12 protein-coding genes are annotated in these 13,559 nt (G+C 67.4%); 6 read left to right on the forward strand and 6 right to left on the reverse strand.

The features are described 5' to 3' along the window. Positions 1-77: 77 nt before the first annotated feature. The gene (gene hemE, locus ABEA50_RS15555; protein ID WP_345496082.1) at positions 78-1,142 is read right to left on the reverse strand and encodes a uroporphyrinogen decarboxylase; all 1,065 of its coding nucleotides are present in this window, start codon (positions 1,140-1,142) and stop codon (positions 78-80) included. Positions 1,143-1,220: 78 nt separating this feature from the next. Between hemE and ABEA50_RS15560 the strand changes: the two genes are divergently transcribed. The 3 genes from ABEA50_RS15560 (at position 1,221) to ABEA50_RS15570 (ending at position 3,896) form a co-directional block, all read left to right on the forward strand. Further along, the gene (locus ABEA50_RS15560; RefSeq protein WP_345496083.1) at positions 1,221-1,856 is read left to right on the forward strand and encodes a DUF3000 domain-containing protein; all 636 of its coding nucleotides are present in this window, start codon (positions 1,221-1,223) and stop codon (positions 1,854-1,856) included. Between the two features lie 152 nt (positions 1,857-2,008). Then, a complete protein-coding gene (locus ABEA50_RS15565; RefSeq protein WP_345496084.1) occupies positions 2,009-3,289 on the forward strand; it encodes a ribonuclease D in 1,281 nt (426 codons plus the stop codon). A gap of 154 nt (positions 3,290-3,443) precedes the next feature. After that, the gene (locus ABEA50_RS15570; protein ID WP_345496085.1) at positions 3,444-3,896 is read left to right on the forward strand and encodes a hypothetical protein; all 453 of its coding nucleotides are present in this window, start codon (positions 3,444-3,446) and stop codon (positions 3,894-3,896) included. Here the strand turns inward: ABEA50_RS15570 and mraY are convergent. After that, the gene (mraY, locus tag ABEA50_RS15575) at positions 3,825-4,901 is read right to left on the reverse strand and encodes a phospho-N-acetylmuramoyl-pentapeptide-transferase (protein ID WP_345496086.1); all 1,077 of its coding nucleotides are present in this window, start codon (positions 4,899-4,901) and stop codon (positions 3,825-3,827) included. The two genes, ABEA50_RS15570 and mraY, sit on opposite strands and share 72 nt — an antisense overlap. 281 nt (positions 4,902-5,182) lie before the next feature. Continuing rightward, positions 5,183-7,081, reverse strand: coding sequence for a 1-deoxy-D-xylulose-5-phosphate synthase (gene dxs, locus ABEA50_RS15580; RefSeq protein ID WP_345496087.1), 1,899 nt, complete (start codon positions 7,079-7,081; stop codon positions 5,183-5,185). Between the two features lie 172 nt (positions 7,082-7,253). Between dxs and ABEA50_RS15585 the strand changes: the two genes are divergently transcribed. Beyond that, positions 7,254-7,922 carry an SIMPL domain-containing protein gene (locus tag ABEA50_RS15585; RefSeq protein ID WP_345496088.1) on the forward strand — a complete coding sequence of 223 codons (669 nt, stop codon included), beginning with the start codon at positions 7,254-7,256 and terminating at the stop codon, positions 7,920-7,922. A 26-nt stretch (positions 7,923-7,948) separates the two neighbouring features. Here the strand turns inward: ABEA50_RS15585 and ABEA50_RS15590 are convergent, their stop codons facing one another. Continuing rightward, positions 7,949-9,244 (reverse strand): class I SAM-dependent RNA methyltransferase, encoded by a 1,296-nt coding sequence (locus tag ABEA50_RS15590; RefSeq protein ID WP_345496583.1) that lies wholly within the window; start codon positions 9,242-9,244, stop codon positions 7,949-7,951. 19 nt (positions 9,245-9,263) lie between these two features. After that, the gene (locus ABEA50_RS15595; protein ID WP_345496089.1) at positions 9,264-11,252 is read right to left on the reverse strand and encodes an APC family permease; all 1,989 of its coding nucleotides are present in this window, start codon (positions 11,250-11,252) and stop codon (positions 9,264-9,266) included. A 165-nt stretch (positions 11,253-11,417) separates the two neighbouring features. Between ABEA50_RS15595 and ABEA50_RS15600 the strand changes: the two genes are divergently transcribed. Next, a complete protein-coding gene (locus ABEA50_RS15600) occupies positions 11,418-12,083 on the forward strand; it encodes a potassium channel family protein (RefSeq protein ID WP_345496090.1) in 666 nt (221 codons plus the stop codon). A 2-nt stretch (positions 12,084-12,085) separates the two neighbouring features. After that, positions 12,086-12,757, forward strand: a complete 672-nt coding sequence (locus ABEA50_RS15605) for a potassium channel family protein (RefSeq protein WP_345496091.1) — start codon at positions 12,086-12,088, stop codon at positions 12,755-12,757. Positions 12,758-12,784: 27 nt separating this feature from the next. Here ABEA50_RS15605 and ABEA50_RS15610 read toward each other — a convergent pair whose 3' ends face one another. Next, positions 12,785-13,417, reverse strand: coding sequence for a sigma-70 family RNA polymerase sigma factor (locus tag ABEA50_RS15610; RefSeq protein WP_345496092.1), 633 nt, complete (start codon positions 13,415-13,417; stop codon positions 12,785-12,787). Positions 13,418-13,559: the final 142 nt, after the last annotated feature.

The following is a 13,559-nucleotide window of genomic DNA, read 5'->3' on the forward strand; positions in this document are numbered from 1 at the left end:
GGGTGATCGGGATTTGTTGGGGTGGTGACGGTTTCACTGGGCCGAGGCACAGTGGGACGGGACAGGGGTGGACGGGACTACAACTCGTGGATCAGCTCGACCAGGGCGGTGAGGGTGGTGGGGTCGGTGTCGGGAAGAACACCGTGGCCGAGGTTGAAGATGTGGCCCGTCGCGCCCAACGTCACGGCCTCGTCGGCTTCGGCGATGATGCGACGGGCATGGGTTTCCACCGCGTCGGGGCCCGCGAACAGCACGGCGGGATCGAGGTTGCCCTGCAACGCTTTTCCCGGTCCGACCCGGCGCACCGCGTCGGTGAGTGGCACGCGCCAGTCGACGCCGACCACATCGGCGCCCGCTTCGCCCATGGCGCCGAGAAGTTCGCCGGTACCGACGCCGAAATGGATGCGCGGCACGCCCGCGTCGGCGACCTCGGCGAACACCCGCTCGGAGTGCGGGAGCACGAACGCGCGGTAGTCGGCCAGCGACAACGCTCCTGCCCACGAGTCGAACAGTTGAATCGCGTCGACACCCGCCTCGAGTTGGGCGCGCAGGAATCCGATCGTGATGTCGGTGAGCGTCCCGAGCAGCGCATGCCAGGTCTGCGGGTCGGCGTACATCATCGCCTTGGTGCGCTCATGGTTCTTACTCGGACCGCCCTCGACCAGATACGACGCGAGGGTGAACGGCGCACCCGCGAAACCGATCAACGGCGTCTGTCCCAGCGCGTCCAGCAACAGCCGCACCCCGTCGGTCACCGCGCCCACTTCTTCGTCGCGCAGCCTCGGGAGCGCGCGCACATCCTCGACGGTGCGCACCGGTGCGGCGATCACCGGGCCGACCCCCGGCACGATATCGAGATCGATGCCCGCGGCCTTCAACGGAACCACGATGTCGGAGAACAGGATCGCGGCGTCCACGTCGTGCCTGCGCACCGGCTGCATGGTGATCTCGCACAACAAATCCGGGTCGAAGCAGGACTCGAGCATGCCGACACCCGCGCGCAGCTCGCGGTACTCGGGCAGCGACCTGCCTGCCTGACGCATGAACCAGACCGGACGTCGACTCGGCGTCGCGCCGGTGGCGGCGGCCAAGAAAGGGGCGTCGGTCAACCGGCGGCGGGAATGAGTGCTCATCGAGGCCATCGTATGCCGACACCGCGAGCACGTTCACGCGGCGCGCCTCCGACGGCGGCGGGTGCACAAGGTCTAGCGTCAGCACCCGTGACACCGCTCGACTTCCGCGACGGCGCCGCACCGACCGAGGGACCCAATGGCGAACCAGCTCAATTTCGCGCCGCGGTCGATGCGATGGGGACCGCAACAGTGCACCCACGAATCGAGCTTGCCCCGATCCGGCCGCCTCAGCGCTTGGCGCCCTATTCCTACGCCGTCGGCGCCGAGGTCAAACACCCCGAATCCGGTTCGGTGCCAGCCGATTCCGAAGGTGACGCGTTCGGCAGACTGATCCTGCTGCACGACCCGAACGGCGACGAGACCTGGCACGGCACGCTGCGATTGGTCGCCTACATCCAGGCCGACATCGACGCGGCACTGGCCACCGACCCACTCTTGCCCGATGTCGCGTGGAGTTGGTTGGTCGACGCGCTCGAGTCGGGAACCCAGCCCTTCACCGCGCTCGGTGGCACCGTCACCTCCACCAGTTCGGTGCGCTACGGCGATATCGCCGGTCCACCGCGCGCGCACCAACTGGAACTGCGCGCGTCGTGGACCGCCATCGACGCCGATGTACGACCGCACGTGGAGGCCTTCTGCGAGGTGCTCGCCTACGCGGCGGGCTTGCCACCGGCGGGCATCACCGAACTCCAGGTGCGCCCAGGAGCGAGCGAGCAGTTCTAGCGGGCCGCGAGGACGACCAGCCCGCATCGGCCCCCGTACCTCGCGAATCACCCGCCGACCGGCCGTCGAGCGACCCGCAGGGGACTTTCCTCGACACACGCGAGGACCATAGGGCGAGACCGGTCGACCCGCGACACGTAAAGTTCAACACCATGTCCGTACCAGAGGAACCCGAAGCCACCAGCGCGACGCCTTTGCTCGCGCCCGCGGACGGTGTTCCACCGGTACTCGACTCCGCCACCGAGATCATCGCCGCCGCCCGCCGCCTCGCCGAGGGTACGGGCCCGCTCGCGGTCGACGCCGAACGTGCCTCCGGTTTCCGCTACTCGGCACGCGCGTACCTGATTCAGCTGCGCCGCGCGGGTTCCGGCAGCTTCCTCATCGACCCGATTCCGGTGGCCGACGAGCTCGGGCCGCTGGCCGAGGTGATCAACGAACTGGAATGGGTGCTGCACTCCGCCGACCAGGACCTACCCGGCCTCGCCGAGCTGGACCTACGCCCGGCGCGACTGTTCGACACCGAATTGGGCGGTCGCCTGGCCGGTTTCGAACGAGTCGGTCTCGCGGCCATGGTCGAACGGCTGCTCGGTCGGGCCCTACGCAAAGGTCATGGTGCCGCCGACTGGTCGACACGTCCGCTGCCCGACGACTGGCTCAACTACGCGGCGTTGGATGTGGAATTGCTGTTGGAGCTGCGCGACGCCGTTGCCGAAGACTTGGAGCGACAGGGCAAGACCGCATGGGCCGCAGCGGAATTCGAGCACGTCCGTACCGCGTTGCCCGCGGGCCCGAAACCCGATCGCTGGCGACGTACCTCCGGTATCCACACGCTGCGCAAGCCGCGTCAGTTGGCGATCGTGCGCGAATTATGGACCACCCGTGACGAATTGGCACGTACCAGGGATGTGGCACCGGCCAGGATTCTGCCCGACAGCGCCATCGTCGCTGCCGCCGCAGGCGAACCGCGCAGCCTCGCGCAATTGCGTGCACTCCCGGTATTCGGCGGGCCACGCCAACGTCGCTATTCCCGCGAATGGCTCGGCGCCGTCGACCGCGGCCGCACCCTGCCCGACGCCGATCTGCCGCCGCTGGCCCAGCCCTTCGACGGGCCGCCGCCGGTGAACCGGTGGGAGCGTCGCGATCCGGTCGCCGCGGCTCGTCTCACCCGCGCACGCACCGCCATGGGCGAATTGTCCACCGAGCACGACATTCCGGTGGAGAACCTGCTCACTCCCGACCTGGTGCGTCGCCTGTGCTGGGACGGGCTGGACTACGCGAGCATCTCCGACGGCCAGCTCACCGCGGCGATCGACGACTACCTCACTGCGGGCGGCGCGCGCGACTGGCAACGCGAACTGGCCGTCGAACGCCTGGGCGCCGCCCTGCGTGCGCACAACTCCGAAACCGCCGAGGCAGACAGCGCGGGCAACTGACGTCCTCTCCATCCGGAAAGGTGGAGATTCCTACCAGCACCTCGCGGAGCTCGCGGTGGGCTGGTGCGTGTCAAGCGCCGCACAGACAACCAGCGGATACCGGTAGCGTCACCCGAATGGCGGTCGGTCCAGGTTCGAAACGAGTCCGCACAGCGTGAGCCGGAAGCGACGCCGAACACTCACCGTGGGCTCCCGGCGCTACCTCTGGTGGACCGATCACCGGCATCGCGACGGTGCTTGCGCAGAAGTCCTCCAGATACGGCGCCTCGGCGCGGCCGCCGGTGTGACCCTGGTGTTCGCCCCCGGCGAAGGACGCTACGTGGCCGACGGCGGAACGTGCCCGACCGCCACCGTATCCACGCCCGCACACCACCTGAACCTGAACCTCCCCGGCGTGGTCCGCGCGCTGCTCGACACCGCCGAAGACGCGGGATGGCTGCTCGACTCGACACCCATCGCGGAGCGTGACGGCTGGGAACTCTTCGATGCCGCGCACACCGCCTACAGCGCGACCAGGCGGCCGTGCATCACGTCGTTATCCCACGGCACCCAGATACTCGTTGTAGAAAAGCATCAATCCGGCCGCCGCCGCGACGGCCCCGAGTAGCCAGAAACGGATGATCACCGTGGTTTCGGCCCAACCGCTCAGCTCGAAATGGTGGTGGAACGGTGCCATCTTGAACAACCGCCCCCTGGTGGTGCGGAAAACCACAATCTGAAGCAGCACCGACAGGATCTCCGCGCAGAACAGCCCGCCGACCACCACCATCAACAACTCCGTGTGCGTGGTGATCGACAATCCGGCCAGCAGACCGCCGAGAGCCAGCGAACCCGTGTCGCCCATGAAGATCTTCGCGGGAGCGGCGTTCCACCACAGGAAGCCGATGCACGCGCCGGCGCCCGCGGCGCATACCAAGGCAAGATCCAGCGGATCGCGCACGTTGTAGCACCCGGCGACCGGATCGGTCACGCACGCGTTGGTGTACTGCCAGAACGTGATGATCACGTAGGCGCCGAGCGCGAGGCCCATCGACCCCGCGGCGAGCCCGTCGAGACCGTCCGTGATGTTGACCGCGTTCGACCAGGCCACCACCAGCAGACACACCAGAATCAGGAAGACGACCACACCGAACGAGACGGTCGGGATCTCCCGCACATACGACATGTGCCTCGTCGTGGGGGTCACCCCGGTGCTGTCGGGGAACCGCAGCGCCAACACCCCGAACACGACCGCGGCACCGAGCTGCCCGATGTATTTGCCCGTCGCGGTCAGGCCGAGATTGCGCCGGTTGCGGATCTTGATCGAGTCGTCGACGAATCCCACAACCCCCATGGCGGTCGCCAACCCCAGCACCAAAAGCCCGGACGCCGAGACCCCCTCGGTGTCGTCGTCCAGACCGATCAGGTGCGAACCGAGATACCCGGCCCAGATGCCGAACAGGATCGCGATACCGCCCATGGTGGGGGTGCCGCGCTTGGACTGGTGGCTCTGCGGGCCGTCGACCCGTATCTCCTGTCCGAAACGCCGCTGGGCGAACAGCTTGATCAACAACGGCGTCACCATGATCGAGACCGCCAACGCGATCAGTGCCGCGAACAGGATTTGTCTCATCTGCCCCCCTGAACTCGTCGAGTGTGTCTCGACTGCCGGATCGACACGACTGCGCCTGTGGGGTGATGTTAGTCAAGATCACTCCACAGCAGGTCGCCGGCACCGATGCCACGCCAGGAACCGAGCCGTCTCGGCGTGACCGTCAACGGCACTCGGCCACGCGTCATCCGCAGGAAGGCACAGCGGATGCGGCGACACCGCCGAACGCCGACACGGCGAGGGGCGTCGCGACACCGAGCTCCGGGTCCGGGCGCGTCGAAAACACACGCCACGCGATTCGGCTACTTGGCGGCCAACCATCCGCTGATCCGACGGACGATGTCCGGTGCGGTCAGACCGAGGTCGGTGTGCAACTGGCCGCGCGAGGCGTGGTCGAGGAATTGTTGCGGCACACCGAGATCGCGGGTCGGGATATCCAGCCCCGCGTCGCGCAGCCGAGCGGAGACCGTGGAACCGATACCACCGTGCAGTCCGCCGTCCTCGACGGTGACCACCAGGCGATAGTTCTCGGCCAACTTGACGATGGTGTCCGACACCGGAAGCACCCAGCGTGGGTCGAGCACCGTCACCGAGATCCCCTCCCCCTCCAGCAGTCGCGCCGCGTCGAGGGACAGTTCGGCCATCGCGCCGACCGCGATCAGCAATACGTCGCCGTGTACCGCCTGCGCGGACCCCGCGTCCTGATCCGCGAGCCGCAGCAGATCCACCCCGTCGAACCGCTCCACCGCCGAGATGTCCTCGACGACAGCACCCTTCGGGTAACGCACGGCGGTAGGACCATCGCCGATGGCCAGCGCCTCCGCGAATTCCTCGCGCAGGGTGGCGGCATCACGCGGTGCGGCGACCCGGATTCCCGGGATGATGCCGAGCACCGACAGATCCCACACACCGTTGTGACTCGCGCCGTCGGGGCCGGTGACACCGGCGCGATCGAGCACCACCGTCACCGGCTGCTTCAGCAGCGCCACATCCATCAACAACTGGTCGAAGGCGCGATTGAGGAAGGTCGAATACAACGCGATCACCGGGTGCAAGCCACCCAACGCCAGTCCCGCCGCCGAGGCCATGCCGTGCTGCTCGGCGATGCCCACGTCGAACATGCGCTCCGGGAATCGCTCACCGAACGCCGACAGCCCGGTGGGGCCGGGCATCGCGGCCGTGATCGCGACGATGTCGTCGCGGCGCTCGCCGTGCTTGATCAGTTCCTCGGAGAAGACCGACGTCCACCCGCGTGCCTTCGGGGCGCCCACCGGGACACCGGTCAGCGGGTCGATCGGATCGCAGGTGTGCATCTGGTCGGCGACATGGTTCTCGGCGGGGGCGTAACCACGCCCCTTCTGGGTCACCGCGTGCACCACCACCGGGCCGCCGAAATCCTTGGCACGCCGCAAGGCCGCTTCCAGCGCGACGATGTCGTGACCGTCGACCGGTCCGACATACTTCAAGCCGAGGTCGCTGAACAGTTCCTGCGGACTCACCGCGTCCTTGATGCCCGCCTTCACCGCGTGCACCATCGAATACGCCGACTCCCCCACCCGCGGAATGCTCTTGATGAAGCGCTTGCCAGTGTCGAGCGCGTACTCGTAGGCGGGTTGGGTGCGCAACGCCGTCAGCCGGTCGGCCAAGCCGCCGATGGTCGGCGCGTACGAGCGCCCGTTGTCGTTGACGACGATCACCACGGGACGGTCCGGCGCGCCGGCGATATTGTTCAGCGCCTCCCAGCACATGCCGCCGGTGAGCGCGCCGTCACCGACCACGGCGACCACGTGCTGCTGCTTGCCGCCCAGTGCGAACGCCTTCGCCAACCCGTCGGCATACGACAGTGACGCCGAGGCGTGCGAGGACTCCACCCAATCGTGCGGGCTCTCGGCGCGACTCGGGTATCCCGAGAGGCCACCTTCCTTGCGCAACGAATCGAACTGGTCCTTGCGGCCGGTCAGGATCTTGTGCACGTAGGCCTGGTGACCGGTGTCGAAGATCAGCGGATCGGCCGGGGAGTCGAAGATCCGGTGTAGGGCGATGGTCAGCTCGACCACACCGAGATTCGGGCCGAGATGACCGCCGGTCGCGGCGACCTTCCGCACCAAGAACTCGCGGACGTCCTCCGCGAGATCCTGCAACTGCGACACGGTCAACCCACGAAGATCTTCGGGCGTATCGACCCGGGAAAGCATTCCCACTGAACTCGCTCCCTCCGGATAGCGCGCATTGGATTCCGATAGTCTACGGAGCGACAGAGATGCCACCGCAAGACAGCAACCGCCACCAGCCGACTTCGGGCCGAAATGTGCGGTTCGACACACGTTACTCGGCCTGGAGCGGCAAGGGGAGCTGTCGATCGAGGAGAGATTCGTGAGCGAAGATTCCTGCCACGCAACGTCGGGCACTGTCACCGTCGTCGGCAACGGGAGTGCGAGCGCCACTCCCGATCTGATGCGGGTGACGGTCTCGGTCGAATCGCGGGCGCACAATGTCGCGGCGGCCTACCGCACGGCGGGCGAACGGGTAGCGGCCATCTCGGCCTCGTTGCGCGCCAACGGTGTCGGCGGCGCCGACATCGCCACAAGTGGGCTCGCGCTACGCACCGAAACCGAGTGGGTCGACAAGCGCCAACACATCATCGGCTACCTAGCGAGCACCGCGCTCACCGTCGCGCTGCGCGAGGTCGGCGAGGACGCCGACCCCGGCCCGGCCGCGATCATCGCCGACTGCGTCGAGGTCGGCGGTGACGAGGTGCGATTGGGTGATCTCACACTCACTTTCGCCGACCAGCGCGCCCTGTTGGCGCGTGCCCGCGACGCCGCATGGGACGACGCCGTCGCCAAGGCGCAGCAGTACGCGCGGCGCGCGGGACGCGAGCTCGGGCCGGTGCTCGAGATCACCGAGACCGGCACCGCCGCACCGTCTTCCGGACCACGGTTGCGGTCGATCTCCGCGCCGATGTCGACCTCATCGGTGCCGGTGGAACTAGGTGAGGGTGAGCTGACGGCGACGATCGGTGTGAGTTGGCGGCTGGCCTGATTCTGCTCGCCGGGTCGGCTGGTGGGTTACGCCGAGGGCTCCAGCAGGGCAACGCACTCGACGTGGTGGGTCGCGGGGAAGGCATCGAACGCGCGCAACTCGCTCAGCCGATACCCCGCCGCCTGATAGAGACCGAGATCACGAGCGAAAGCGGCTGGATCGCAGCCGATGTGGACAATTCGGGCCGGACCACGCGCGGTGACGGGGCCGACCACGTCCTTGCTAGCGCCCGCGCGCGGCGGGTCGAGCACCACGGTGTCCGGCGCGGCGGCGGCTTCGAGTAACCGCTCGACCCGTCCCGCACGCAGCCGCACCCACGGCAGATCACCCAACGCGGCCGCACCGTCGGCGACCGCCGAGCGCGCGGACTCCACGCCGAGCACCCCGCCGCTCGACCCGACCTGCTCGCCGAGCCTGGCGGCGAAAACGCCCGCGCCGCTGTAGAGATCCCAGGCGTGTTCGCCGGAGCGCAACCCAGACCACTGTGCGATCAGATCCGAATAGCATTGCGCCGCACCGCGGTGCGCCTGCCAGAACGCACCGGCCGATATCTCCCAGCGTCGACCCGACACGTACTCGGCGGCGCGACCGCTACCGGCGAGCACGGATTCCGCGCGCGGCGCGTGGGTGGCGGCGCGGCGAGCAGAGGCGCGCCTGCGCTCGGTGTTGCTGCGGTTGCCTCGATCGTTTCGCGCATGTACGTCCCGCGCCGCAGGGGCCAATTCGACAATATGGCGAACCCCGTCGCCGTCCACTGCGATCACCAGATCAGCGCCAGGAGTCCAACTCTGGTCGGCGATACCGTCCATGGCTCCCGACACCGGTTGCGGACAACGCAGATCCGCGATGACCTCGCTGCCACGGTAGCGATGGACGCCCGCCTTTCCCTGAGCGTCGACAGCCAACCGGACACGAGTACGCCATCCGCCCGCGGACTCGTCGGGATCGGCACCGACCAACGGCTCGACGTCGATCTCGCGCTCGATCCCCGCGAGCCTGCGCAACTGCTCGGCCACCACCGCTGCCTTCAGCGCCCGCTGCGCATTCGGCGTCGCGTAAGAGAAATCACAGCAGCCCGCGCCGCCCGGCCCCGCAACCGGACAGGTCGCGGGCACCCGATCCGGCGACGGCTCCACGATCTCCACCGCATCGGCGCGGCAGAACGAACCGCCACGATCCTCGGTGACCACGACCCGCACCAACTCACCGGGCAAGCCGTGCCGGACGAACACCACCCGTCCCTCGTGGCGTGCCACACAGAACCCGCCGTGTCCCGGCGGACCGAGCCGCACCTCGAAAGTGCTCGAACGCCAGTCGGTCATCGGTTCCTGCTTGCCGAGGTCATGATCTGTCTCCATATCCGCGGCGCACCGCACCCGGCGCGTTCACAACACCGGCATCCTTGGCCCTGCTCGAGGAACTCAACTGCCACGGCACGCTCGTCACCATCACACCCTGTTCGAACAGCAACCGGCCCTTGAGCCGCAACGCGCTCTGATTGTGCAGAATCTGCTCCCACCAATGCCCGACGACGTATTCCGGGATGAACACCGTCACCACGTCGCGCGGCGCATCCTTGCGCAGCCGATGCACGTAGTCCAGTACCGGCCTGGTCACCTCACGGTACGGCGACTCGATCACCTTGAGCGGCACCGTGATATCGCTACGCTCCCACTCCCGCACCAACCCGCGGGTATCGGCCTCGTCGACGTTCACCGTGATCGCCTCCAAGGTGTCGGGGCGACTCGCGCGTGCGTAGGCAAGGGCCCGCCTGGTCGGCAAATGCAACCGTGACACCAACACGATCGAGTGCGTGCGGCTGGGCAACGTGCCGTCCCAATCGTATTCCTCCAGCTCACGCGACACCGAATCGTAGTGACGGTGAATCATTTTCATCACGATGAAGATCACGACCATGGTGGCGATCGCGATGTAGGCACCGGCGAAGAACTTGGTGATCAACACAATCACCAAGACGAGACCGGTCGCGCTCAACCCGACCGCGTTGATCAACCGCGACCGCTTCATCCGCGCCCGCTGCGTCGCCTCGGTTTCGGTGCGCAGCAGTCGGGTCCAGTGCCGCAGCATCCCGGTCTGGCTGAGCACGAACGACACGAACACGCCGACGATGTAGAGCTGGATGAGCTTGGTCACCTCGGCGCCGAACAACACCACGAACGCGATCGCCGCGCCGGAGAGGAACAAGATGCCGTTGCTGAACGCCAAACGGTCACCCCGCGTGTGCAATTGACGCGGCAGGTACCGATCCTGCGCCAGGATCGAACCGAGCACGGGAAATCCGTTGAACGCGGTATTCGCGGCGAGCACGAGGATGAGCGCGGTGACCACGGTGATGAAATAGAATCCGATCGGGAAACCGTGGAAGATCGTCTCGGCCAGCTGCGCGATCAGCGTCTTCTGGTGGTATCCGGCGGGCGCGCCGACCAGGTCGGCGGTGTCCTGTGCGTAGACGATGCCGATCTTCTGCGCGAGCACGATGATGCCGAGCAACAACATCACCGAGATACCGCCGAGCATCAGCAAGGTCGTCGCGGCATTGCGCGACTTGGGTTTACGGAACGCGGGAACGCCGTTGCTGATCGCCTCGACACCGGTCAACGCGGCACACCCGGAGGAGAACGACCGCGCGATCAGGAAGGCGAACGCGATGCCGTAGAGGTGATCGTGCTCGGCGTTCAGACTCATCCCCGCCGACTCCGCGTGCAGATCGTCGCCGAAGACGAAGATGCGCACCAACCCCCAGCCGAGCATCACCAGCACGCCGAAGATGAACGCGTAGGTCGGCACCGCGAACGCGGTCCCCGATTCCCGGACACCGCGCAAATTGATCGCCGCGAGCAACGCGATCGCGACCACCGCGAACAACACCTTGTGGGTGGCGACGAACGGGATCGCCGAACCGATGTTGGACGCCGCCGAGGAAATCGACACCGCCACCGTCAGCACATAATCCACCAACAGCGCGCTACCGACGGTGAGACCGGCGTTGGGACCGAGGTTCGTGGTGGCAACCTCGTAGTCACCGCCGCCGGAGGGGTAGGCGTGCACATTCTGCCGGTAGCTGGCCACCACCACGGCCATCACGAACGCGACCGCGAGGCCGACCCACGGCGCGTAGACGTAGGCCGAGATCCCCGCCGCCGACAGCACCAGGAAGATCTCCTCCGGAGCGTAGGCCACCGAAGACATCGCGTCAGAGGCGAACACCGGGAGCGCGATGCGCTTCGGCAGCAGGGTGTGGCCCAGCGAATCGCTGCGGAACGGCCTACCCAGCAGCACCCTTTTGGCTGCCGTCGTCATCTTGGACACGGGGGGGAGCTTAGGCGCCCGCCCAGTTCATCGCGCACGAGGCTCGCAGGTTTGGACGCCGGTGAGAGGGGGAACGTGGCCGGAGGGATCGTTCGGCGAGTACGGTTCCCGACCGGGTCGAACAAGCAAACCGAACGTCATGGTTTTCAGGAACGAGGTCGCACGGTGTACGTAGTGGTCATGGGGTGCGGACGGGTCGGCTCCGCGCTGACCCGCGCCCTGGCCGGGATCGGTCACGAGGTCACCGTGATCGACCGGGATCCCCGCGCGTTCCTTCGCCTCGGCAACGATCTGGCATGCGAGCGCGTGACGGGTGTCGGCTTCGACCGCGACGTCCTCACCCGAGCCGGAATCGCCCGCGCCGACGCCTTCGCGGCGGTGTCCTCCGGCGACAACTCCAACATCATCGCCGCACGGGTGGCGCGTGAGATGTTCGGCGTCGAGCGCGTGGTCGCGCGGATCTACGACGCCAAACGCGCCGCCGTCTACGAACGCCTCGGCATTCCCACCATCGCGACCGTTCCGTGGACCACCGACCGATTTCTGCGCACCCTCATCGGCGACACCAGCACCACCACCTGGCGCGATCCGAGCGGCACGGTCGCCGTCACCCAGCTCACGCTGCACGAACAGTGGTACGGCCGTACCGTGCGCGACCTGGAATCCGCACTCGCCGCACGGGTCTCGTTCATCATCCGCTTCGGCCAGGCGCTGCTGCCCGACAACAAAACCGTCGTGCAGTCCGACGACGTCGTCTACGTCGCCACGGCCTCGGGCAATGTCGGCGCCACGGTCGCGATCGCAGGCAAGCCACCCGTGAGCGAGGACTGAACATGAAAGTGGCCATCGCAGGAGCCGGAGCCGTCGGCCGATCCATCGCCAAGGAACTCTTGCGCGGCGGACACCGGGTGATGCTGCTGGAACGTCAACTGGAGCACATCGAGCCGGCGGCCGTCCCCGACGCGGTGTGGGTGCACGCCGACGCGTGCGAACTCGCCCTGCTCGAACAGGCGGGGCTGGAAACCTACGAGGTGGTGATCGCGGCTACCGGAGACGACAAGGCCAACCTGGTGCACAGCCTGCTCGCCAAGACCGAATTCGGCATGCGCAGGGTGGTGGCGCGGGTCAACGACCCGCGCAACGAATGGCTCTTCGACGGCGCATGGGGCGTCGACGTCGCGGTCTCCACTCCCCGCCTGCTGGCCTCGCTCGTCGAGGAGGCGGTCTCGGTCGGCGATCTGGTCCGACTGATGACGCTGCGCCAGGGGCAGGCCAACCTCGTCGAACTCACGCTGCCCACCGACACCGCGCTGGCGGGCAAGCCGGTGCGCACACTCACCCTGCCGAGGGACGCCGCGCTGGTGACCATTCTGCGCGGCGGCCGGGTGATCGTGCCGCAACCCGACGACCCGTTCGAAGGCGACGACGAACTGCTCTTCGTCACCTCGGTCGAAGCCGAAGAGGATTTGCGGGTGGAACTGGCCACCCACGGCATCAGCCCGTAACTCCCCGGGACGGGATGCTGCCACCGCTCACGACGTCTGCTCGGCCAGTTGCGCACGTAACCGGTTCAACGCCCGATGCTGGATTACCCGCACCACCCCCGCACTGGTGCCGAGCGCCTCGGCGGTCTGCGCCGCCGACCACCCGAGCACGATGCGCATCACCAGCACCTCGCGATGCTTCGGCGTCAGCACCTGCATGAGTTCCCTTGCGACCGTGCGCTGTTCGGACACCAGCGCCCATTCCTCCGGCCCTCGCGCCGACGACGGCGTGTCCGGTAGATCGGCGGTCGGGTAGTCCCGGTGCTGGCGGGTCTTGCGGAAAGCATCGGACACCTTGTTGGCGGCGATGCCGTAGACGAACGCGAGGAAGGACTTGCCCTGATCGCGGTAGCGCGGCAACGCGGTCACTGTGGCCAACAGGATCTCCTGCACCACATCGTCGACGGTGACTTGCAGGTGCGCCGTATTGCCCAGTCGGGCGAGGCAATACCGGCGCACGAGCGGATTGACCAACCGCACCACCTCGGTGATCGCGTCACGGTCGCCCGCGGCGGCCGGGCCGATCAGCGTATCGAGCTGAGCCGAGACGCGGCGGCTCTCCGCAAGACCCTGACTCGGAGTGGCGCCGTGTGCGCTCTGCGTGCTGTGCTCGGTAACCACGTGGCCGAGTCCTTCCCGATACGTTGCGCGATTCCTACACAACGATCGTCCGACAGACCACGCCGACCTACCAGGCACCCCAGGGTGGAAACTCCCCCACCTCCACCCCACAATTCAGGGGGCTTACGCCAGTTCGAACACC

This window comes from Nocardia callitridis, assembly GCF_039543305.1.
Taxonomy (GTDB): domain Bacteria; phylum Actinomycetota; class Actinomycetes; order Mycobacteriales; family Mycobacteriaceae; genus Nocardia; species Nocardia callitridis.